Here is a 22,119-nt window from a genome sequence, read left to right as displayed (position 1 = left end):
CGGTGAGAACCGGACGGAAACAACATCTTTTTAGCGCGATCAATTGATCCGTGTCGACGCAGCCAACGCACCGGCCAGCGCGGTCCGAAGCTCTTGCGGGAAATCCCGGCCCTTTTCGTAAAGCCCGGCAGCAACCCAGCCGACGGCATGGCCCCGGCTTCCGATATCGTTCACCCGGGCAACGGTTGGAGAGGTGCGCTCGGTACTCACCAAAGCCATCGAGCGTTCGATCTCAGTTTCAGTCAGCACCATTTTCACCGCACTGAAGATATCAACGGAAACCTGCAAGGTCTGATGTTCAAGCCGGTGTTTTGCATCCGTCAGCAAGCGGGTGCAAAAGGCGGAAAGGAAATACCAGCGGAAGATTGTGAACACGCGGTCCTGCACCTCACCCTGTACGGGTTCACTGCACATCGCGTCCTGAGACACCTGTTGGAACGCGGCCTCAGCAGCTTTGGATGCCCGACAGATTTGCTGCTCGCGCTTGGCAATCGAAATCACGCGTGGTGCATACTGCACTGCGGCTTCGTGAGATTCCAAATTCATGTTTGTCCTCCAGTCATAACTTCTGATGAGGACATGGAAACTCTTATAACAATTCGGTTACGAGTTAACGCCATTTTTTGCTGAAATCGTTCCTTTGTTGGCTAAATAAAACTGACACAAACGACGGTTTAACGCAAACATCAGCAGCCAAAAAACCTCAAAATCCGTTTGAGCGAGGCGGCGCTACACAACTCGAAATGCGGCACGCGATGCGTTTTCGACCCAAAGATTCTTACATCTGACACGTTGTTGTAATAGTTGTGCCTTTTTCACTGACTACAAGGGATCAATCCTGCTGATCAGTTTACGAGTTTCAAATTAACGAGGGGGTACGAGCGGGACGAGGGGGGTGAGCGCCTGGCCAGCCAGACTTGCCTACGGACAGAGCAGCTCCCCCGCCGCCTTTCATCAGTCTATTTTGCTTTTCTGCCCATGTGGCGTGACGCCAAAGCTGGACCTGTAAACGCGCGAGAAATGGCCGGGGCTTTCAAAGCCGCAGGCCATGGCAACTTCGGTCACCGACGCCTCGGTCTGCAAAAGCAGATTCTGGGCGCGCTCAAGGCGCAGTTCCATGAAGTATTTTTTGGGCGAGGTGTTGAGGTATTTGCCGAACAGCCGTTCCAGTTGCCGCGTCGATATTCCAAGGTCCTCGGCAATCTGCGACGGCGAAACGGGCGTTGCTATACAGTCCCGCATGATGTGAATCGCCTTGGCCAAGTGGGCATTTCTCATACCGTTTCGCGATTGCAGCGACACCCGCTGCTTGGCAGTGGCATTGCGCACCGCATTGTAGACCATCTGGTCGGCAACCGCGACGGCCAGTTCCTCATCATGATCCTGCCCGATCACGTGCAGCATGAGATCCGCAGTCGCGGTGCCACCCGACGCCGTGATGTGTTTTTCATCGGCCACAAAAACGCTGCGGACCAAATTTACCTCGGGGAAGGCCTCCATAAAAGCGTCATGATATTCCCAATGGATCGCGGCCTGCATCCCGTCCAGAAATCCGGCTTCTGCCAGTATCCAGGCACCGGAACACAATGCGCCAATGGGCGTTCCCCGTGCACGCTCCCGTCGCAGCGCAGCCAGCAACGGGCGCGAGACGTGACTGCGCATGTGGATACCAGACAGCACGAATACCTGATCGGTTTTGGGTACATCCCCCAATCCGCCATGAACCAGGGTGACTGACCCGTTCGAACACACAGCCTGTTCGCCATGTTCCGACAGGAAAGTCCAGTCATACAGATCCTTGCCGCTGACGAGGTTGGCGATCCGCAGCGGCTCAACCGCGCAGGAAAAGGCGAGATGCGAGAACTCCTCGATCAGGATGAAAGTGATGTGGCGCGGTTTGCGCATGGAATGTCCCATTCAGCTTGGCGTAGTCGACAGCTTATGCTGCACGATTCTTTTTTGTATACAAATTGTATTTTTTTAGAATACAACAAACCGCGATGAGTGCGACTCGAATTTGTGGAAAAGGGATAGAGGATGAAAGATGACGCAAAATCCCGCAAAGATGCGCTTCGGGATCACCTGCGAGAGTCGATCCTGACCTTGCGTCTGCAACCCGGCGCAGATCTGGATGAGGTCTATCTTTCGGATGCCTTTGGTCTGTCACGAACTCCATTACGCGAAGTGTTCCGCCAAATGGCGGGCGAAGGCTATCTGGACTTGCGCACCAATCGCAGCGCGCGGGTGTCGGAGATGTCCTACACAACGCTGCGCGATTTCTTTCTGGCCGCGCCAATGATCTATGGCGCAATTCTGCGGCTGGCGGCGCAAAACGCCACGCGTGCACAGATCGACGACCTGAAAGATGCGCAACAGGTATTCAAACACGCATTACGCTCGGGGTCGGGTGAGGATCGTGCACTGGCCAACAACAGGTTCCACGACGTGACCGGCGAGATGTCGGGCAATGTCTACCTATTGCCCTCATTCAACCGCCTGCTGATTGATCACGCGCGGATCGGGATGACCTTTTACCGGCCCCAAACGGCGAAGATGCCCGAGAACTTATCCGAAGCCAGTCGCCAGCACGACGCCATCATCGCCGCCATCGAGGCGGGCGATGAGGCGGCTGCTGCGCAGCTGGCCGAGGATCACTGGAACCTGTCGCGCGACCAAATCGAAATGTTCGTGATGCCGGCTGCTCTGGACGTCCCGTTGGGCGCCGCACCTAATTTGAAACCTGCATGAGGATCGCATGAACCCGATTTTCAGATTTGAGGGGATATATACCCCGGTCGTCACACCCTATCACGCAGATGGCAGCGTGAATTGGGACGCTCTGGCGCAGGTGATCGAATACCTGGTCGATAGTGGCGTGCACGGCCTGATCTCGGGCGGCTCTACCGGCGAGAACTATGCTCAGACCGTTGCAGAACGGCTGGAACTCGCGCGGTTTACGTTCACGCAACTGAAACACCGGTTGCCGCTGGTCGTGGGCACCGGAGCTATGCTGACGCAGGACTCGATGACGCTGGCCTCTGGCGCGCGCGAAATTGGAGCGGATGCGATTTTGCTGGCCAGCCCACCTTATTCAGTACCAACCGACCGGGAAAATGCCCTGAACGCGCTGGCGATCGATAAGGCTGCCAACCTGCCGGTTATGCTGTACAATTATCCGCACCGTACCGGCACGATGATGGGCACGGAATTTCTGGACCGCGTGGGCCGCAGCCGGAACTTCTGCGGCATCAAGGAAAGTTCGGGGGATATCAACCGGGTGCATCTGCTGGCGCGGGATTATCCACATATCCAGCTGGGCTGCGGCATGGATGACCAGGCGCTCGAGTTCTTTGCCTGGGGCGCGCCGTTCTGGGTTTGTGGCGGGTCGAACTTCCTGCCTGCCGAACACGTGGCGCTGTATCATGCTTGCGTTGTCGAAGGCGATTTCGCCAAGGGTCGGCGGATCATGAGCGCTATGATGCCGCTGATGAGGGTGCTGGAACAGGGTGGCAAGTTCATTCAGACCATCAAGCATGGCGTCACCATGAACGGGATCGACGCGGGGGCAATGCGACCTCCGCTGAAAGGTCTGAACAAGGATGACAAGCGCGCGCTGGAGCAGGTGACCCGCGTGCTGAAGAAGACAATCGCTGACATTGTGGCGGAGGAGTAAGGTATGGAATTGCTCACACGGGACGAATACAAATCCATCGCCGCGGGCCTGACCTTGCCGACAGGGGCTTTTATAGACGGGGCGTTCCGCCCGGCGATCTCAGGTGAGACGTTTGAAACGGTAAACCCTGCGACAGGTGCCAAGCTGGCTGATATCGCGGCCTGCGACGCGACCGATGTGGATTTTGCTGTCGAAAAGGCGCGTGAAGCTTTTGAGGACGGCCGCTGGAGCAAGATGCATCCCTCAGACCGTAAAGACGTATTGATCCGGCTATGCAAACTGATGACCCGCAACGCGCGCGAACTGGCAGTGATTGAGAGCATCGACAGTGGCAAGACCATCTATGACTGTGAAACCGTGGATGTGCCCGAGGCGATCCACTGCCTAAAATGGCATGCCGAGGCGATCGACAAGATCTACGATCAGGTGTCGCCTGCCAGCGACGATCACATCGCCATGGTCGTGCGCGAGCCGATTGGTGTTGTCGGTCTGGTGCTGCCTTGGAACTTCCCCTTATTGATGCTGGCGTGGAAGATCGGGCCCGCGCTGGCCGCTGGCTGTTCAGTGATCGTGAAGCCCGCGGCTGAAACCACGCTGACGGCGCTGCGACTGGCCGAGCTGGCGATGGAGGCCGGGTTGCCGCGCGGAGTATTAAACATCGTTCCCGGCGGCGGGGTCGAAGTGGGGGAACCCATCGGGCGGCATATGGATATCGACATGGTGTCCTTCACCGGCTCGACAATCACCGGCAAGCGTTTCCTGACCTATTCTGCCGAAAGCAACGCGAAGGAAGTGGTGCTGGAAATGGGTGGCAAGAACCCCGCCATTGTCATGGATGACGCCGAAAACATGGATCGCGTGGCGGCGCATGTGGTTAACGGTGCATTCTGGAACATGGGCGAGAACTGCTCAGCCTCATCCCGTTTGATTGTGCACAAGGATGTGAAAAGCGCGCTGCTGAAACGTATCGCGCATCACGCAAAACAATGGAACACCGGCGACCCCCTTGATCCAGCTACGCGTATGGGCGCGCTGGTCAGCGAGGGGCATTTCAACAAGGTCTGCGGTTATCTGGATCAAGCCGAGAACGTGGTTTTTGGCGGCAGGGCAGAGAACGGCTTTGTCGAGGCCACTGTGGTCGAAGTCTCAGGCAACGATGCCACCTTGGCGCGGGACGAGATATTCGGACCTGTGCTGTCAGTGATCGAGGTCTCGAGCTTTGACGAAGCCATTAAGATGGCCAACGACACCGAATATGGCCTATGTGCGTCGATCTTCACTGCCAATGTCAAACGCGCCATTCGGGGCGCGCGGTCGATCCGGGCGGGCACCGTGACGGTGAACAGCTTTGGCGAAGGGGACATCACCACGCCCTTCGGCGGCTATAAACAGTCAGGCTTTGGCGGGCGGGATAATTCCGTTCACGCCCATGACCAATACACGCAACTGAAGACCATCTGGATTGATCTGGCCGATGACGCCGATGAGGCCGTCGATTGAGACAACACAAGGCCAGACGTCTGCCTCGGCAGACTGGCCCGGCGGGATGGAATGTAATCCTGCCGCCGCAGATCGCTTTGCCTGAACTGACCGAGGATCACTCCGCTGATGTCACGATTATCGGTGGCGGGTTTGCCGGTCTGTCTGCCGCCAGACGGTTGGCGCAATTGGATGCAAGTCTAAAAATTACATTGTTAGAGGCCGGACGGTTCGCCGAAGGATCGGCAGGGCGCAATTCGGGCTTCATGATTGACCTGCCTCATGATCTGTCATCGGACAATTACGCGGGAACGGGGCTGGATGCGGACCGCGCCGCGATTGCGCTGAACCGACAGGCTATTGCGTTTGCCTCAGGCGTTGCGGCCGACTGCGAGCTGCCGCAAGAGATGTTCGACCCCTGCGGCAAGTTTAATGCAGCCGCAACCAAGGCAGGCGACCAACACAACCGCGATTTCGCCAAACATCTTGAGCGGCTCGGCGAGCCTTTTTCACTTTACGACCAGCAACAGATGCATGAAATCACCGGCAGCCCGCACTATACTTCGGGGCTGTATGCGCCGGGTACTGTGATGATGCAGCCCGCTGCGTATGTCCGGGCACTGTCTGCGCGGCTGGCAGAGGTTGCGGGCATCTATGAAAACTCACCCGTCACCGGATTTGAGAAACAGGCCGGTGGCTGGATCGTTGAGACACCCAAAGCAAGGATAGCGACCGGACGCATCATTCTGGCCAATAACGGCCATATTGAAAGTTTTGGGTTTTACCAGCACCGGCTGATCCACATCTGCCTGTACGCTTCAATCACCGAGCCGCTGAAACCAAAGCAGATCAAGACGCTGGGCGGCCAGACCCGATGGGCGGTGACGCCTGCCGATCCTATGGGCACATCGGTACGACGGATCTCTGGCAGCTATGGGGACCGCATCCTGATCCGAACATGTTCAAGCTTTCACCCCTCTATCGAGACCAGCCAAACGCGCCTGCGCAAAGCGGGTTTGGTGCATGACCGCAAGTTTCGCGAACGCTTCCCGCATCTGCCGGACGTGCAGACCCAGCATCGATGGGCAGGTATGCTGTGCCTCAGCCGCAATGGCTCTGCCGCGTTTGGGGAATTGGATACCGGCCTGTACGCCGCTTGCTGCCAGAATGGGCTGGGCATCGCGCGCGGCACTCTGCAGGGTATCGGAATTGCCGAACTGTTGACGCAGGGCGGGTCACAGATTGCCGATCACTTTTTGGCGCAACCAGTACCACCTCGGCTTCCACCCGAGCCTTTTGCGTCGCTGGGCGCAAACGCCTATCTGGCTTGGAAAGAGTGGCGCTCGGGCAAAGAATAACTCTAGATTCGAACGGCTATGTTGGCACCTTGGACAGATTGATTTGACCAATGCGTTCTTGGCAACCTCCGCGGTGGTAAAAGCGCTCAGTAGCTCTGGTTCAACTCATCTGCGGCCGGAATTTCCCGCTCTCGTCGGGCGATATAGTCAAGCAGCGCCTCATTCTTGGCTTCGTCCAGCCTCGGCTCTTCATACTCGGCCAACAGGGTCTTGGCGCGGCTCAAGGCGCGTTCGGTGATCTCAACCTCACCCTCAGCCGTCCATTGTTCGATCGAGTTGTTGTCGAACAGCTCAGGCATGAAAAATGCTTCCTGAAAATTATCCTGCGTATGCGGATGACCTAAGTAGTGTCCGCCCGGACCAACATCGGATACCGCCGCAATGGCTTGGTCGAAGTCATGCCATTTTGGCCCCTCAGCCATGCGGTAAGCCATGGCGCATTGCTCGGCGTCGACAACGAACTTGGCAACTGAGCAATGCATCCCGGCCTCGTTCCAACCGGCGCTGTGCCAGATATAATTGGCCCCGGCATGGATCACTGCCTGCAACGTCGTGGCAGATTCGTATCCAGCCTGCGCGTCAAAGGTCTTGGCCCCACCCAGCGTGTTCGAGGTACGCCACGGCACGTCATAATACCGTGCCATCTGGCCGATCATAAAGTTCATTAAGCTGATTTCAGGAGTCCCGGCCATCGGCGCGCCTGATTTCATCGACACGGTCGAAAGATAGTGACCATAGATCGCCGGTGCGCCCTTGCGGATCACTTGCGTATAGGCCAGTGCGCTCAGCGCCTCGGCATTCAGCTGCGCCACGGTGGCTGGAACGGAAGCCGGTGTATTGGCCCCGCCCAGCACAAAGGGCGAGCACAGCACCGGCTGATTTCGGCGACAGAAGGCACGCATCGCGCCTAGCATGGTTTCATCCCAGACCAGCGGAGAGTTCCCGTTGCAGTTCCCCGTAGTGACAGGATGATCCTCAAGAAACTGCTCTCCGAACAAGATGGCGCACATATCCATCACGTCTTCGGCGTTCTTGGGGCTCGTTGTCATGCCCATGAACGTTTTGTCCGAGTGTTTCATGGAAGAGTAAGTAATACGCAGGTGCCGCTGGCTGATCGGGTGGTCATAGGGTTCCACGATGTGATGGGCACTGGAATGCAGCGCGGGCATCATGTGGCTGAGCTTGTGGAACATCGCCAGATCGTCCAGCGTCGGGTTCCGGCGTACATCGTCCAGATCGCGCAGGAAGGGCGCGCCGGTCATTGGCACAAAGATCGAATGCTTACCGCCCAGCCGGACGTTCTTGTTTGGATCGCGGGCGTGATAGGTGAAATCGGACGGGATCGTGGCAATCAAGTCTCGCACAAGATCACGATCAAGGTAGACAAGCTCGCCTACAACTTTTGCGCCCACTCTTTTCCAGTCTTGCAGCGCGATAGGATCGCGGAACTGAACGCCTACGTTTTCGAGTATGTACATTGACGCAGCGTCGATGCGTTCCACTTGCGCGCCGTCCATCACCTCACACAGGGGGATACCTCTGGTCAGGCCTGGCAGCATGTTGAAGTTCGGCGCAGTTCTCATGGCCCTGCGGGCGGCGCGTCCACCCGCGCGGCTTGGGGTTCGGATGTTCATGGGGCAATTCTCCAATCCTTGTGCCGAGAATGGCGCATTCACGTCCGTTTCACCTGACGGATTGCGATCTCTGCTTGCAGAAAGCGACACGCAGGCAGAACCAAGGATGAAAAATGCACCTTTCACGCACGGGCTTCTGGCTTTTGCCCGCAAAACCTCTGATAATCAGGTGAAGACAACTCAACCGAAATTTGACAGCGAGTCTAGGCCACCATGTCCAGGCGCCACTATAATCTGCCGCCATTGACGACGCTGGCCGCGTTCGAAGCCGCCGCCCGGCACCTGAGCTTCAAGAACGCCGCCGATGAGCTTTCGGTCACGCCCGGCGCGGTCAGTCATCAGATCAAGGCGCTTGAGGGCGATCTGGACACCACGCTTTTTCAACGCAAGCACCGCGGTGTCGATCTGACCGAAGATGGACAGGCCCTGTACGAGGCGCTGTCATCCTCATTCGGGCGTATCTCAATAGTGTTGGCCACAATCCGCAACAGAAAATCGGGGGGCAAGGTGATCGTCGGGTCGACTACGGCGGTGGCAGCGCTGTGGCTGTCCCCGGCCGTGATCCGGTTCTGGCGCGAGATGCCGGATGTAAACGTGGATCAGCTGTCACAGGACCGCCCGTTTCGCGATCGGCAGGACATGGACTTTTTTATTCGATACGGGCGTGATTCCGATCCCAACCTATCGCACACGCCCCTGTTTCGCGATCACCTGATCCCGGTCGCCAGCCCCGAGATCGCAAAGCGACTGGCAGGGGCCAGCCTTGCCGCGCTGGCGGCGGAACGGCTGATCCATCTGGATTCGGAAGACCGCACCTGGACCACATGGCCCGACTGGTTTCGCCAACTGGGCCATGAAGGTACGATTGCGACCGGACCCCGAGTGAACAGCTATTCTGTCGCCCTGCAACTTGCCCGCAAGGGGGCCGGTCTTGCGTTGGGGTGGCAACGGCTGATTCAGCCAATGCTACAATCCGGCAAGCTGGTGCCGATCGCGCCGCATCAGCTGACCGCGCCCAACCAATTCTACTTGGTTGGCCGCCCGGATGAAGACCTTTCAGATAACGCCCGCGCCCTGAAAAACTGGATCCTTCAAGAGGTCAACGATGGCTCGGTTTAGCTCAACTCATCCGTCGATGAGGATTTCTGATATTGATCGAACACCATCCGATCCGTCAGTAGGAAAAGACTGCATCCAGCAACCGATCAGGAGAGCCCGATGAACAAGCACAGCGCGTTGTCATCCGTTCTGGCCGATGTGACCGTCGCGAACGGTCTTCCGAATGAGCATTACACTGACCCGGCAATCTTCGCCGAAGAAAGGCAATCCGTCCTTTTTGCCAACTGGTCCGGGATCGGCTTTGGTAAGGATGTGCCCGAGGAAGGCGACGCCAAACCGGTCGATTTTCTTGGCATGCCCCTGCTGATCGTGCGGGACCGGGATGGAGAAATCGGCGTCTTTCAGAACACCTGCCGCCACCGCGGCATGATCCTTGTGGATACACCCCGCAAAATCGGCGGCGCAATCCGCTGCCCCTATCACAGCTGGTGCTACAGCCTGAAAGGTGAGCTTCGCGCCACACCGCATGTCGGCGGCCCCGGTCAGAACAAGCATCCGGATGTGAACCGCGATGATCTCGGCCTTGTACGCGTTCGCTCTCATGTCTGGCGCGACGTGATCTTTGTCAACGTGGACGGCACTGCACCCGCGTTCGAAGACGCCCATGGCGCCCTGCTTGAGCGCTGGAAAGAATTCGAACAACCGGTGCATCACGGTGGTGAGACATCCTCATTCAAGCTGGAGGTTAAAACCAACTGGAAACTGGCGGTCGAGAATTACTGCGAAAGCTACCACTTGCCCTGGGTGCATCCCGGCCTGAACAGCTATTCCCGGCTTGAGGATCACTATAACATTGAGGCGCGCGGGCATTACTCCGGTCAGGGAACGCTGGTCTATCGTCAACTGACCAATCAGGACGGCGCGACCTTTCCTGACTTTGAAGGGCTGAGCGACAAGTGGAACGAAGGCGCGGAATATGTGGCGCTTTACCCCAACGTCCTGCTGGGCGTGCAGCGCGACCACAGCTTTGCCATCGTGCTCGAGCCCGTGGACCAGGAAAAAACCGTTGAACATATCGAGCTCTACTACGCCAAAAGTATCGCGGACACGCCCGAGCATGACGGGCTTCGTGCCTCGAACGCGCAACTTTGGAAAACGGTGTTCGAAGAGGATGTTTTTGTCGTCGAAGGCATGCAGAAAGGCCGCCACGGGGTGCTATTCGATGGCGGACGCTTCTCTCCGGCGATGGACGGGCCGACGCATAACTTTCATCACTGGGTTGCGACCCAGATCGAAAACGGCCGCGCGGAAAAGGGCTAAGGCTGGCCTTTCCCGATGAAAGACCTGATGGACACAAACGAACTGGATCGCCTGTTGATTGAGGCCCATGATCGCAAAGATCATGCGGCATTGATCCGATATTATACTCTGGCAGCGGATGAGTGCGAAGCAGCGCAAGATATCGACGCGGCATGTTTCTATCTGACACATGCCTTTGTTTTCGCGTTGGAGTCCGGCGCCCCCGAGGCTGAGGCGCTGAACGCCCGGCTTGTTGCCTATGGCCGGGCGCATCATTTGGAGTTTTGAATGCGTCTTCGCGGCAATCCCGCCTTTAAGGCAGACGGGTATTGCGCACTCCCTGAGACTGACACAAAGCGTAGGACATAACGCGATAAGCTAATGTTGCTACTGAACAAGGTCCGTGGTGATCTTTTCCGTGACGCAGGTGCCAAACCGCGCTTGACCCTATGAGACGCTGTTCTCGCGCCCGTTCGGCTTTATAGTCTGAGGCGGCACTTGGCGTCACTTTGGGAGGTGCGCGCGCATGAAACATAAAACGGAGATGCTGATCGTCGGCGCCGGGTTTTCAGGCCTCACGATGGCAATCGAGGCCCGCAAACGCGGCATCGGCGAAATTGCCATACTCGAAAAGGCGGGAGATATCGGCGGCACGTGGCGCGAAAATACCTATCCCGGCGTGGCCTGCGATATCCCATCTCATCTGTATTCGATGGCCACCCACCTGAACCCTGACTGGAGCCGCGCTTATGCCGGCGGGTCGGAAATTCAGGCCTATCTGCAAAAGGTCTGCCGGGACGAGGGGCTTTACGACCTCTGCCATTTTCACCATCAGCTCAAGTCTGCCCGATGGGACGGCGACCGCTGGCAGGTGGAAACCGAGGACGGTCAACGCTGGACAGCGCGGTTTCTCGTTTCAGCCATTGGCGCGTTACACTTTCCAAGCATACCGGCGATCCCCGGCGCCGACAGCTTCCACGGCCCCAAATTCCACTCAGCCGAATGGGATCACGAAACGGACTTATCGGGCAAGCGGATCGCTGTCGTCGGCACTGGTGCTTCTGCTGTGCAGTTCGTACCGGAAATCGCGAAAACGGCGGCGCATGTCACTATATTCCAACGCTCTGCGCCATATGTTCTGCCGCGCCCGGATGGCCCGATTGCGCCTTGGGTGCGATCTCTTTATCGGCGTATCCCTGCCCTGCCCCGCCTTCGACGCAAGCTGATCTACATGATCTTTGAATACCGTCACCGCGTGTTCCGCGGCGAAGAGCGAATGGTGAACTTCGCCATGAAAATGTGGCGCAAGGGTCTGGAGAGTGCGATTACCGACCCCGACGAACGCGAACGCCTTACCCCTGATTACCGGATCGGCTGCAAACGTATCCTCAGTTCCAATGATTGGTACCCTGCCCTTGCGCGGGACAACGTGACGGTAATCCCGTACGGAGTAGCTTCGATCGAAGGCAATCAGATCATCGCGTCTGACGATAGCCGAACGCGGGCGGATGTTTTGATCTGGGGTACTGGCTTTCACGTAACCGACGTGGTCGAGCGATTGAACATCACCGGAACCGATGGCCTGACCCTGCGGGATGCATGGGTTGACGGGATGCAAGCCAACCTGGGCACTGCCATCGCGGGGTTTCCGAACTTTTTCATGTTGTTGGGGCCGCATACCGGGCTGGGTCATAACTCGGTCGTGCTGATGATCGAAGCACAGGTTCGACACATTGGTCGTGTGTTGGATCAGATGCAGCGCGATGGTTTGCAGGTCATCACACCCGACCCCACCAAACAAGCCGCCTTCACCCAAGAGATGCAGGACCGCCACGCGGACAGCGTTTGGCAAGCGGGTGGGTGCACATCCTGGTATCAGGATGCCCAAGGCCGCAACACAACGCTTTGGCCAGGCACCGTATCCGAGTATGAAAAGCGTATGGCCCAGGCCGGGCTGGAGCACTATCACCCTGTCCCTTCCCAAGGCGGAGACCGCTGAGATGACCACTTTGCTGATTATCGTCCTGCTGATCGTTGCGTTCTTGGTTGGCATGAACCTATGGACCCGAAAGCTGACCGCCCAAGGGTATACGCGCGTACCGCAGCTTGGCGACATCACACCGGTAGAGGGCGGCAGCATCCATTACGTGGAACGCGGCCATCCGTCTAAACAGACCATCGTGATGATCCACGGGTTAGCCGGGCAGCTGCAACATTTCACCTACGCGCTGGTGGATATGCTAGCAGGTGACTATCACGTCATAGCACTCGACCGGCCGGGCTGTGGCTATTCGACCCGCGACAGGGCCGATCTGGGCTGTCTGCCTGAACAGGCGCGTATGATACAGGAGTTTCTGGATATCAAAGGCGTCAGCGACGCGGTTCTGGTGGGCCATTCCCTTGGTGGTGCAGTGTCTTTGGCCATGGCGTTGGATCACCCGGAAAAGACCAAGGCGCTGGCCCTTCTGGCACCCCTGACACACAAGCTTTCTGCCACCCCTCAGGTGTTCAAACCGATGGAGATGCGTTCCGAGTGGCTCAGAAAACTGATCGGTAACACACTGGCCGTGCCGCTTGCTGCCAAAACCGCGCATCATGCCCTAAGCACCGTTTTCGACCCTGAACCTGCGCCCGAGGATTTTTTGGATCGCGCAGGTGGCGCGCTTGGTCTGCGGCCGTCGGCCTTTATCACCGGCTCGCAAGATGTTGTCGGTGTTGATGACAGTATCGCAGCACAAGCAGACGGATATGGTGAGCTATCCGTGCCCGGAGGTATTCTCTACGGTGCGCAGGACGCGATCCTTTCACCGGACACACATGGTGAAACAATGACCCGGTTCGGCCTGACCCACGAACAGATCGATGGAGCTGGCCACATGATCCTGATCACAAGGCCCGACGCCTGTGCCGCCTTTATCCGCCGGATTGCAGACGCCAATCAAACCGAACAATCATCGCCATCTGAAAACACGTGACCACGGTCGAAAAGAATCCGACATCGACCGTGTTTTCCTCTTGACCCTATCAAGCCCCTCGCTTAAATCGCCTCTCACTCATGGCGGAGTAGCTCAGTTGGTTAGAGCAGCGGAATCATAATCCGCGTGTCGGGGGTTCAAGTCCCTCCTCCGCTACCATTCACTTCATTCAAAAATTTGACCACCTTGCCGCAGTAATCTTTCTCGGTTCGGGTTATAGTTGGGAACCCTTACCCTACCCCCAAAGCACCGCGGTAGCTTTCGGACAATTTGGTTCGATTTTCCGCATATTTATCAGCGCTGGTCGTTTTATGAGTACTGCACCGATTTGAGCAATACGGCGTCTAACGGTCTAGCGTTCTCACGCGTCAAAAGCGCCCTACACCGAATGCCTATTAAACAAATCTAGATCAAAAGAAATCCATTTTCCTGGCGTGATATGCCTCAGTGAGCAAATGGTGCCGGGGGCGGCACATGCAACCTGTATGAGATTGTTCGTTCCTGTGCAGATTCCCAATCTATTACGTTGATTTAGATGAATAAACTGTCCGAACTTGTCTTGCCGCGTTTAGAACCATCCAATAGGGTAAGGTGGATATTAGGGTGGATAAAAATGCGGGCAACAAACAGACTGTCAGCTTCATTTGCTAAAACTGCGCCAACGGGCAAACACTGTGACGGAGCTGGACTTTGGCTCGTCAAACGAGAAGACGGCGGAGCGCAGTGGGTGCTGCGCGTAACCGTGCACGGTCGAAGACGCGAAATGGGCCTTGGCGGTTACCCAACTCTTTCTCTTGCGAATGCCCGTAGTGCTGCGCAGCGATGGCGCTCTGTCGCTGCGGAAGGCCGCGATCCAGTAAAAGAGCGTGAAGCAGAGGCACGTGCGGCGCGGCGAGAAGGTGTTTCACTTGCGGTTCTGACTGCAGAAGCATTCGAAGCGAGAAAGGCAGAACTCAAAGGTGATGGAAAAGCTGGTCGTTGGCTCTCACCGCTAAATGGGCATGTGCTGCCCAAGCTCGGGAAGGTACCGATAACAGATATTGACCAGCGCGACATTCGCGACACGCTGGCTCCAATCTGGCACACAAAGGCCGATACAGCGCGAAAGGCGATGAACCGGCTAAGCATTGTTTTTCGCCATGCGGCGGCGCTCGGGTTGGACGTTGATCTTCAGGCGACGGATAAAGCCAAGGCACTATTGGGCAAGTCCCGTCATCAGCCGAAACATATCCCTGCAATGCCGTGGAGCGAAGTTCCCAATTTCTACGAAACCTTGGAGGAACCGTCTCTCTCGAATTTGGCAATGAGGTTGCTCATCCTAACAGGCGTTCGCTCTAAACCTCTGCGCTTTATCAAGACCGATCAGATTTCAGGAAATGTTTGGACTATTCCGGGAGAGTTCATGAAAGGGCGCAAAGGAGCCACCAGCGATTTTCGAGTGCCGCTTTCGCAGGAATCGCGTCGCGTTATCGACCTTGCCCTACCGCATTCCAGAAATGGTTTCCTTTTTCCGAATAATCGGCAGGGCGTGATCTCTGATATGACACTCTCGCGGATGATGGAACGTCGCAAACTGGACGCCCGCCCGCACGGCTTCCGAAGTAGCCTTCGCGACTGGCTGGCTGAAGCGACCGACGCACCGCACGAAGTTGCAGAAGCAATGCTGGGACACACAACCGACTCTGGCGTGGTTCGAGCCTATCGGCGAACAGATTTTCTCGAGCAACGGCATGCACTAACTGAACGCTGGGCTGACTTTTTATCAAGCGGCGGCAGGAAAATCGTGAAATCGGCCGCCGAGCAATAGCAGAGTCTGTATTTAAAATTTGCGCGCGGGCTTCAATCACTCACAGCATCTACCGTAGTAGGTCACCCACCCAGAAAAATACGTCGTGATCCAATAACTTAGGTTAGCGCTTATTGACGATTTGAGCAGGGTACCGCTATTAGGGTCAGGACCTATAAACGAGCGACCGCTTCTACAGACAGCGGACCTTGGCTGAAAATGGGGCAAGGACCACAGTGCGGACGAAACAGTCATCTAGCTACGTTCGTCCGTTGACGGCTCACTACAGGATAGCAGCCAATTGATGGAGGGGATAGGACCGGGGTCGAACGTGCTCAACGAACTAAGCCACTGTTTTCTAGTATTATGTTTGAGCTCAGGGTTGGAAGTCATGGAAATCTGCCGTCAGTCTGAAGGAAATTCTGAGCGTTCGGCAAGTGTGATTTCTGGAACGGCCAACGTCTGTTCCTGCGTGTATGTGGTCCAGAACAGCAACAGGCCGATCAGCAGAACGCAGCTCGCTCCGGCGAGGCGTGCGCCGGATTCCACGCGGGCGCGTCGGGCATCGTTGGTTCCTAGGCGGCGCTCGGCCCAGGCGCGACCCCAGAGGGCGGTGATGCCAATGGCCGACATAGCCATTGCCATGCCTGCCGAGATGGCTACAACCATCGCAATCGCAGGCAGCACGAGGTCGTTTGCCAGCCCGAAGAGCATCACGAGCAAGGCCCCGGTGCAGGGCACAACACCGACCGCCGCCGCGACCCAGCCACTGCCCTTCTGGGCGGATGCTGCGCTACAGGCGGCACACCCGCTGTGGCCGTGACGGTCGTGGCTGTGGTCATGCGCCCCAGATGCAGCGGCGCCTTTTCGTATGCGGATCGCTGCCAGCGCTTGCCACAGCATGACCGCGCCGATCAGGATGATCAGTGCATAGCTTCCCAGCCGTATAGCACGATAATCCGAGGGTGCGGCCCCTGTTGCCTTACGAACCGCGAAGTCGAGCAGGAGCACGACCAGGATTGCCGACAGAACATGAAAGACCGCGATACGTGTACCCATCGACAGGCCGCGGGAGAGGCTGCCCCCGCTGCCCACGAAAAACGACACCACAACCGCCTTGCCATGGCCGGGGCCGAGCGTGTGCAATGCCCCATATGCGAACGAGATCACCAGGGCGAAGCCGAGCGCGCTCCATGAGCCATCCCTGCCGAATGCAGTCATGCTTTCGGTAAAGAGGGTACCGATCCAGATCTGAGTGCGTGCCGCCAACGGGATGTCATCCACGGACGAGGCGACCACCTTTCCCGGCGGACCGGCCTCGGCAGCGTCGACCAAGGCGTAGGAGACCGGAATATCCCGCTGTCCATCGACCAGATAGAGGCGGTGATCGGCCGGTTCGGAGACCAATGTCCCGGTCAGACGAACGGCGTCAAAGTCCTGATCGAGGCTCAGGCCATTCGGATAAGACACATGGATGATCTGGTTCGGCGGAGGTGCGGGGGTGTGAATGCAGGCTCCGACCCACGGCACGAGGAGGAACTCGATAACGCGGCCTTGCTCACTGGCAAGAGGCAACACGTAGCCATCGATTGTGACCGACGTGCTCAGAAGCCGTTGTGCAACTCGAAATGCACTCTCTTCCCATTCCTCTACGACGACGTCTCCTGCGGACAGAGGGTCAAAAGCGTTGGAATGCGGAAGCACTGTTTGGCCATCGCGCACCGGCTCATCCGAGGCCGGTCCGCCGTCAGGGGAGCCACTGGCGTCTTCCGCCAGCACTCCCGGAACCAGAGCATCCCATGTGATCGTCTCGGGCGACTGCGCCTCGGAACTGTTCGAAAACGCGATGGTGCAAAGCAGCAAGGCGAGTACTTGAACAGAAAACCCTTGGATGCGAATTCTATTGAGCACCTTGTGATCCCCTTTCAACCTGCTTACGCGCCCGAGGCCGGCTGGCAGCGCCAGCAGCCTGGAGAAGCGCCGAAAGACCCCGCGCGCTCTGCCATGTGCGAAGCGACGGTCGCTTCTCGTGACTGGAGATTGTCGGGCGTGCCTTGCATGGTCGTGACCTCTCCGCGTCATCAGAAAAGAACCCGCGCGCGCAAGCCGACGAGAAGAATGTCGTCCTGGCTTGTATCGAGGAGAGGATCGGAGATGTACTGGACAGAAGGCGTGATCTGCAGGCCGGGCGAAATCGAGAACCGGTAGAAGGCCTCGGCCGTGAACTGCGTGTCGTCAAAGCCCTTGGCCTCTGCCCAGTTCAAGCCAAGACCCGCGACGTCAGTATTGCGTCCATACCAGCCGATGCCTGTTGAAAGAGACCGTTCGTAGAGCGCAGCTGTCCCTTCGGACACACCATATCGAATGAACGGCATCCAGGTATTGTCAATGAACCACGACGCAGACAGCGCGGCCCCGTAATCTTCAGCGCGGTCGAGTTCCTCGCTGGCATCGGATTGCCAGACGGTGAGGTGGATATTGTCGAAATAGATGCGGTCCTGGCCGCTCGTGTATCCGATCTCTAGGCTCTTGAAGGTCTCGCCATCGGAGAAAACTCGCGTATCCGGCTCGGACGGGTCGGCATTGGCATCGGCGATGCTGGCGACAGCGTAGAAATTGGAGCCGAGCGCGACCCCGGCAGCGATGCCGAGGCCGGGATTCGGCGCGTTGATCGTGGGATTGGTGTTGAAGGCGAGGTTCTGGAACGCAGTATAGGGGCTGACCAGCCCGTAGACATCGAGGAAGTCGGTGACGTCGATCTGCCCGGCCTGAAGCGTGAACCGGCCGTCAGGATTCCGGTAGGTCCAGAAAAGGTTGGTAAGGATCGTTCCGCTGTCGTTGAATGCTGTTCCTGTGATCGAAACTGCACCGCCGTCAAACCCAAAAAATTGCGGGGCCACACTGCCATAGGCCTGCCGGTTCTCGATCTTGAACGTGAATGAATGCCCGCCACCTGCAGCGAGCGTTCCGAAGAAGCGCGCGATGCCACTGGAGGCGTTTCCCGATCCAAGGTCGCTGTCGGACCACTGACCTAGCGCGAGATAGTCAAAGCCTAGTTTCACGCCCCGCTCGGCAAGCCCGTCCTTCCATGCGTAAAAGCCGGGAAGCGCATTGCGTGGGAAATCCGAGCGAAATTGCGGGTTCGTCAAGCCATCTCCGGGCGTGAGATCCGCCGCGGTCGAGGATGGGCCGGACAGGCCTCCTTCTTGCGCAACCGCCGGCTGGGCGAGAGGCGACAACACGACGAGAAAAATCGCCCGACAAAGAGTGCGAGCAAGTTTCATTCTGCCAGCTCAGCCCTGTAGATCACGCCGTCTTTCATCACCAGATCGATATTGTTCTCCCAGTCGGAGAAGACAGCCACATCTTCAGTCGGATCTCCGTCGACGAGCAGGATATCCGCATAGGCGCCTGGCTCAATGATGGCGAGTGGGCCATCCCGGTAAGGCAGACGCGCCCCGGACATCTCCATAAGCTTCCGATTGTTCTGAAACATCATCTCGAGGATCACATCGTTGGAGAACAGATTCTTGCGCACGGTGATGGCCTGACTGTTGAACCGAAACGCCTCCAGAGATCCATAGCTGTCCACGCCGAACGACATCGGTATGTCCAGGGCTTTTGCCGCTTCAAAGGCCTTGCTTGCGTTTGCTTCGACAAACTGCGCCTTAGCGACAGCGGCAGGCGTCACGAAGACCGGGTTCGACCCCAGGCCATCGACCACAGCCGTCTGGATACTGTAGATCTCGACTTCTTCCTTCACGCGGGCCATCATCTCCGGACTGGTTAGCAGCAGATGCTCAAACGTGCGCATCCCGGCATCCAGCGCGAGACCGACAGACGCATCGGTATTGATATGCGCGGTCGCGTAAGTGCCCCAGCGTTCCGTCTCGTCTACAGCAGCTTCGATCTCCTCGAGCGACATAGTCGTCACGTCAAGTGGATCGTAGGTGGATGCAATGCCACCACCGATCATCAACTTGATGAAGCTCGCACCCTGCCGCATCTCACGACGGATCGCTTCGCGAATTTCGTCAGGCCCATCCGCAATTGAGGAAAAGCCGATGGCCTCGACGTTGGTCTGCCCTTTGACGGAGGTGTCAGCCATGAAATCGGCGTGGCTCGACCATCCGCCGATGCAGGCCCCGGACGAGATGATACGTGGCCCGATGAGCGTGCCATCGTTGATAGTTTCCCGCAGCCCGTGGGTGTTGCCGCAGGCGTCCCGCACCGTGGTGAAGCCGCGCATGAGCATGTCTTCGGCGATCGGAACCATGCGAAGATGCACCTCCTGCGCCCGCATGAACTCAAGCGACGGTGCTGCCGTTACGAGTTGCAAATGAACGTGCATATCACTCAATCCAGGGGTTAGCGTGCGCCCCCCTCCGTCAATCACCGTCGCCCCAGCTGCGTCGATCGGATCAGTCGAGACTTCGGCGATCAGGTTGCCTTCCACCAAGACGTGCGCATCCATGACCAACTTGGGGGTCACGCCGTCGTAGATATTCACGTTGGTGAAGAGAGTGCGTGCAGGGGCCTCTTCTTGCGCGACCGCGGCGGTTGTCAAAAGCGCTGCACACGTAACGGATGTCAATTTGAGGAGATGCACGGCAATTCCTTTCTTCTAAGTGTTGCAAATGCAGGTCTGCAAATTTGGGCTCTCGCGCTTTCAAGTAACAAAGCGTCAAATTCGCAAAAAGAAGTGGCGATGGCCCCCTGTCACTCATCGGCCTTGGGTTTGAAGATTTCGAGGGACGCGTTGTCGATGGTCCACGCGCTCCACATCGGAACCGGGCCATCAACCACGAAAACCTCACGGTTGGTCTCAACGGCCGTGAGGCGTCCCCGCACGATCACCGGTTCGTGGATGCGCTGGAACTCGGGCAACTCGGAAGCAACGATCCGCAGGAGTTGGTTGGGAGGTGGTGGTGGAATATGCGCGCACATGCCACGCTCGGGCACCAAATAGGCGGTGGGTGTACCATCCTCCATTGGCGGGGCGGGAACAACAAATCCGCCAATTTCCACCTCTTTACCATCAAGGTCCGGATTCACAGCAAGCGCGGCGGTGCGGCGGCGTTCGGCGACCTCCCAACGCTGTGAAAGTAGCCATTCGATATCGATACCGGCATTTTCCAGCGTCTCGCGGGTTTCGGCGATGCGCGTGTACAATTCGTCGCTCGTGGCGTCGTCCATATCTGCCGCTTCCAGCCGCGCTTGTAACCGGGCATACCTTACGAGATCTCCCAGCGTGTCTGGGTCAAGATCGCGGAACGGATCCTTGAAATCTTGGGCCGACACATCGACAAGGCTTGCCCAATCGAGATAGTCGGATTCAACGGCAGCAGCAGGCTTGGTCGCCATGATTGTCAGCGCCACGATTGCAAGAAGGATACGCATTGCATTGGATTCCTTTGGTAAAATTGGAGAGGTGACACGAGGTAAAGCCACCCCTCCTACGCTCATTCGAGCGTGTTCTTGTAGATCACGCCGTCCTTCATGATCACCCGCAGGGTCGGGATATCGCGTGCGCGTGGCTCGGCATCATACCATTTTTCATTGCCACCGATGACGCTGATATCCTCCAACGGGTTGCCTTCGACGATCAGAATATCGGCGTAGGCCCCTTCCTCGATTACGCCGAGCGGCCCTTCCAGATAGGGGTTTGCCAAGCCTGAATAGGCCAGCAACTCTCCCGCACCCGACGTCGCGGCGACCAGCATCGCGTGGTTTCCAAAAAGATCCGCGTGGAACCACTTCTCGTAATCCATCTGCGCTCGGAACTGCTCTCCGGTTGCAAACACGATGTCGGACTGAAACGCCATCTTGGGCTGAATCGCCTTCACGTTTTGCACAAAGTCCTTCGAGAGATCGGTCGCCAAAGCCAGCTTGGCCTGGTTCTCCGGCGACTGCAGGCCCGGGTTTAACTCCAAATAGGGCGAGATGCCTGTCATCTGCGCAACAAGGAAAACGTCGCGATCCTTCATGAGCTGCAGCGTTTCTCGGCTCGCGAAGAACCCATGTTCGATGCTGCGCACGCCGGCATCAACCGAGCGGCGGATGCCTTCATCGGAAAACACGTGGACGGCGACATAGGTGTCCCAATCCGCCGCCGCGCGTACCGCCATCTCGATCTCTTCCGGCAGGAATTGGAGCGTGTGCAACGGATCGAGGATCGACGCCACACCGCCGCCCGCCATCAGCTTGATCTGGCTCGCACCTTGACTGAGGTTCTGGCGCGTTGCCGCAAGAACTGCATCCGGCCCGTCGGCGACAATCGTGACCCCAAGTCGCTGTGCGTTGTTGTCATCGGGATAGGGCGGCAGGTTTGGGTTACGCTGTGAGCCATAGCGCAGATCCGCATGTCCGGACGTTTGAGAGATGAAGGCCCCGCCCGGGTAGATGCGCGGTCCTTCGATCAGCCCTTCATCGACAGTTTTCTTGACCCCAGAGCCACCACCGCCCAGTTCACGGATCGACGTGAATCCGTTGTAGAGATACTCCGTGGCCTGCGAAGCTGCGCGGGCACCGATCTGATCCCACGTCCCGGACTCCATACCACCGACCCCGCCGGGCATGTTCATATAGATGTGCGAATGCGCGTCGATTAGGCCGGGCATCAGCGTGCGACCATCGCAGTCGATCACCTCCGCGCCCTCAGACGTCAGATCGGCATCGCCGACCGCCGAGATGAGATTGCCCTCGACCAGGATGTTGCGACCTTCCGCAAGACTGTCTGCCACACCGTCAAACACGTGGCAATTTGTGAAGAGGAGCCGTGGCGCTTCCGTCTCCTGTGCCGTCGCCGTTAAAGACAGTGCGAAAATAGCTGCTACAGAGGAAAGTATCGTTTTCA

The 22,119-nt window shown here is 57.7% G+C and carries 18 protein-coding genes and 1 tRNA gene; 11 read left to right on the top strand and 8 right to left on the bottom strand.

The features are described from left to right. Positions 1-39 precede the first annotated feature (39 nt). Positions 40-546: a hypothetical protein gene (locus tag AVO44_RS18865; RefSeq protein WP_068340553.1), complete on the bottom strand. Its 507-nt coding sequence runs from the start codon at positions 544-546 to the stop codon at positions 40-42. Between the two features lie 408 nt (positions 547-954). After that, the gene (locus tag AVO44_RS18860) at positions 955-1,905 is read right to left on the bottom strand and encodes a GlxA family transcriptional regulator (RefSeq protein ID WP_068340643.1); all 951 of its coding nucleotides are present in this window, start codon (positions 1,903-1,905) and stop codon (positions 955-957) included. A gap of 132 nt (positions 1,906-2,037) precedes the next feature. Here AVO44_RS18860 and AVO44_RS18855 point away from each other — a divergent pair, with 132 nt between their 5' ends. Genes AVO44_RS18855 through AVO44_RS18840 form a run of 4 tightly spaced genes read left to right on the top strand, consistent with a single transcriptional unit; the run spans position 2,038 to position 6,510 of the window. Next, positions 2,038-2,748 carry a GntR family transcriptional regulator gene (locus AVO44_RS18855; protein ID WP_068340550.1) on the top strand — a complete coding sequence of 237 codons (711 nt, stop codon included), beginning with the start codon at positions 2,038-2,040 and terminating at the stop codon, positions 2,746-2,748. Between the two features lie 7 nt (positions 2,749-2,755). Beyond that, positions 2,756-3,673, top strand: a complete 918-nt coding sequence (locus AVO44_RS18850) for a dihydrodipicolinate synthase family protein (RefSeq protein WP_068340548.1) — start codon at positions 2,756-2,758, stop codon at positions 3,671-3,673. A gap of 3 nt (positions 3,674-3,676) precedes the next feature. Then, positions 3,677-5,173 (top strand): aldehyde dehydrogenase, encoded by a 1,497-nt coding sequence (locus AVO44_RS18845; protein ID WP_068340547.1) that lies wholly within the window; start codon positions 3,677-3,679, stop codon positions 5,171-5,173. Then, the gene (locus tag AVO44_RS18840) at positions 5,170-6,510 is read left to right on the top strand and encodes an NAD(P)/FAD-dependent oxidoreductase (protein WP_068340545.1); all 1,341 of its coding nucleotides are present in this window, start codon (positions 5,170-5,172) and stop codon (positions 6,508-6,510) included. The genes AVO44_RS18845 and AVO44_RS18840 overlap by 4 nt, the downstream gene beginning before the upstream one ends. An 86-nt stretch (positions 6,511-6,596) precedes the next feature. On the opposite strand, the gene AVO44_RS18835 is transcribed toward AVO44_RS18840, so the two are convergent. Then, positions 6,597-8,144: a trimethylamine methyltransferase family protein gene (locus tag AVO44_RS18835; RefSeq protein ID WP_068340543.1), complete on the bottom strand. Its 1,548-nt coding sequence runs from the start codon at positions 8,142-8,144 to the stop codon at positions 6,597-6,599. A 213-nt stretch (positions 8,145-8,357) separates the two neighbouring features. On the opposite strand from AVO44_RS18835, the gene AVO44_RS18830 reads away from it, so the two are divergent. From AVO44_RS18830 to AVO44_RS18800, 7 genes are all read left to right on the top strand, one after another. Next, positions 8,358-9,263, top strand: a complete 906-nt coding sequence (locus tag AVO44_RS18830; RefSeq protein ID WP_068340541.1) for a LysR substrate-binding domain-containing protein — start codon at positions 8,358-8,360, stop codon at positions 9,261-9,263. Between the two features lie 99 nt (positions 9,264-9,362). After that, positions 9,363-10,523 (top strand): aromatic ring-hydroxylating oxygenase subunit alpha, encoded by a 1,161-nt coding sequence (locus AVO44_RS18825; RefSeq protein ID WP_068340539.1) that lies wholly within the window; start codon positions 9,363-9,365, stop codon positions 10,521-10,523. Between the two features lie 27 nt (positions 10,524-10,550). Beyond that, positions 10,551-10,790 (top strand): hypothetical protein, encoded by a 240-nt coding sequence (locus AVO44_RS18820; RefSeq protein ID WP_068340639.1) that lies wholly within the window; start codon positions 10,551-10,553, stop codon positions 10,788-10,790. A gap of 238 nt (positions 10,791-11,028) precedes the next feature. Continuing rightward, complete coding sequence (locus tag AVO44_RS18815) at positions 11,029-12,501, top strand: flavin-containing monooxygenase (RefSeq protein ID WP_068340537.1); 1,473 nt, start codon at positions 11,029-11,031, stop codon at positions 12,499-12,501. 1 nt (position 12,502) lies between these two features. Continuing rightward, positions 12,503-13,477 carry an alpha/beta fold hydrolase gene (locus tag AVO44_RS18810; RefSeq protein ID WP_068340535.1) on the top strand — a complete coding sequence of 325 codons (975 nt, stop codon included), beginning with the start codon at positions 12,503-12,505 and terminating at the stop codon, positions 13,475-13,477. Between the two features lie 82 nt (positions 13,478-13,559). After that, positions 13,560-13,636, top strand: a tRNA-Met gene (locus tag AVO44_RS18805). Between the two features lie 454 nt (positions 13,637-14,090). Continuing rightward, positions 14,091-15,284: a tyrosine-type recombinase/integrase gene (locus AVO44_RS18800; protein WP_082677580.1), complete on the top strand. Its 1,194-nt coding sequence runs from the start codon at positions 14,091-14,093 to the stop codon at positions 15,282-15,284. A 384-nt stretch (positions 15,285-15,668) separates the two neighbouring features. Here the strand turns inward: AVO44_RS18800 and AVO44_RS18795 are convergent, their stop codons facing one another. The 5 genes from AVO44_RS18795 to AVO44_RS18775 all read right to left on the bottom strand — a co-directional run bounded on the left by AVO44_RS18795 (position 15,669) and on the right by AVO44_RS18775 (position 22,018). Then, positions 15,669-17,174: a HoxN/HupN/NixA family nickel/cobalt transporter gene (locus tag AVO44_RS18795; protein WP_233422031.1), complete on the bottom strand. Its 1,506-nt coding sequence runs from the start codon at positions 17,172-17,174 to the stop codon at positions 15,669-15,671. Positions 17,175-17,344: 170 nt separating this feature from the next. Continuing rightward, positions 17,345-18,547, bottom strand: a complete 1,203-nt coding sequence (locus AVO44_RS18790; RefSeq protein ID WP_082677578.1) for a carbohydrate porin — start codon at positions 18,545-18,547, stop codon at positions 17,345-17,347. Then, complete coding sequence (locus AVO44_RS18785; RefSeq protein ID WP_205626561.1) at positions 18,544-19,857, bottom strand: amidohydrolase family protein; 1,314 nt, start codon at positions 19,855-19,857, stop codon at positions 18,544-18,546. Before AVO44_RS18785 ends, AVO44_RS18790 begins: the two co-directional genes overlap by 4 nt. Positions 19,858-19,982: 125 nt before the next feature. Continuing rightward, positions 19,983-20,663 (bottom strand): DUF3299 domain-containing protein, encoded by a 681-nt coding sequence (locus AVO44_RS18780; RefSeq protein WP_068340525.1) that lies wholly within the window; start codon positions 20,661-20,663, stop codon positions 19,983-19,985. A gap of 62 nt (positions 20,664-20,725) precedes the next feature. Beyond that, positions 20,726-22,018, bottom strand: a complete 1,293-nt coding sequence (locus tag AVO44_RS18775) for a metal-dependent hydrolase family protein (RefSeq protein WP_068340520.1) — start codon at positions 22,016-22,018, stop codon at positions 20,726-20,728. Positions 22,019-22,119: the final 101 nt, after the last annotated feature.

This window comes from Ruegeria profundi, from assembly GCF_001507545.1.
Taxonomy (GTDB): domain Bacteria; phylum Pseudomonadota; class Alphaproteobacteria; order Rhodobacterales; family Rhodobacteraceae; genus Ruegeria; species Ruegeria profundi.
This window is presented reverse-complemented; position numbering and strand designations above follow the sequence as displayed.

What these genes read in the sequence shown, in the direction of transcription:
- AVO44_RS18780 (WP_068340525.1), bottom strand. Translation starts at nt 20,663, where the DNA reads ATGCGTATCCTTCTTGCAATCGTGGCGCTGACAATCATGGCGACCAAG.
- AVO44_RS18790 (WP_082677578.1), bottom strand. Translation starts at nt 18,547, where the DNA reads ATGAAACTTGCTCGCACTCTTTGTCGGGCGATTTTTCTCGTCGTGTTG.
- AVO44_RS18835 (WP_068340543.1), bottom strand. Translation starts at nt 8,144, where the DNA reads ATGAACATCCGAACCCCAAGCCGCGCGGGTGGACGCGCCGCCCGCAGG.
- AVO44_RS18810 (WP_068340535.1), top strand. Translation starts at nt 12,503, where the DNA reads ATGACCACTTTGCTGATTATCGTCCTGCTGATCGTTGCGTTCTTGGTT.
- AVO44_RS18820 (WP_068340639.1), top strand. Translation starts at nt 10,551, where the DNA reads ATGGACACAAACGAACTGGATCGCCTGTTGATTGAGGCCCATGATCGC.
- AVO44_RS18845 (WP_068340547.1), top strand. Translation starts at nt 3,677, where the DNA reads ATGGAATTGCTCACACGGGACGAATACAAATCCATCGCCGCGGGCCTG.
- AVO44_RS18825 (WP_068340539.1), top strand. Translation starts at nt 9,363, where the DNA reads ATGAACAAGCACAGCGCGTTGTCATCCGTTCTGGCCGATGTGACCGTC.
- AVO44_RS18800 (WP_082677580.1), top strand. Translation starts at nt 14,091, where the DNA reads ATGCGGGCAACAAACAGACTGTCAGCTTCATTTGCTAAAACTGCGCCA.
- AVO44_RS18865 (WP_068340553.1), bottom strand. Translation starts at nt 546, where the DNA reads ATGAATTTGGAATCTCACGAAGCCGCAGTGCAGTATGCACCACGCGTG.
- AVO44_RS18830 (WP_068340541.1), top strand. Translation starts at nt 8,358, where the DNA reads ATGTCCAGGCGCCACTATAATCTGCCGCCATTGACGACGCTGGCCGCG.
- AVO44_RS18860 (WP_068340643.1), bottom strand. Translation starts at nt 1,905, where the DNA reads ATGCGCAAACCGCGCCACATCACTTTCATCCTGATCGAGGAGTTCTCG.
- AVO44_RS18855 (WP_068340550.1), top strand. Translation starts at nt 2,038, where the DNA reads ATGAAAGATGACGCAAAATCCCGCAAAGATGCGCTTCGGGATCACCTG.
- AVO44_RS18850 (WP_068340548.1), top strand. Translation starts at nt 2,756, where the DNA reads ATGAACCCGATTTTCAGATTTGAGGGGATATATACCCCGGTCGTCACA.
- AVO44_RS18815 (WP_068340537.1), top strand. Translation starts at nt 11,029, where the DNA reads ATGAAACATAAAACGGAGATGCTGATCGTCGGCGCCGGGTTTTCAGGC.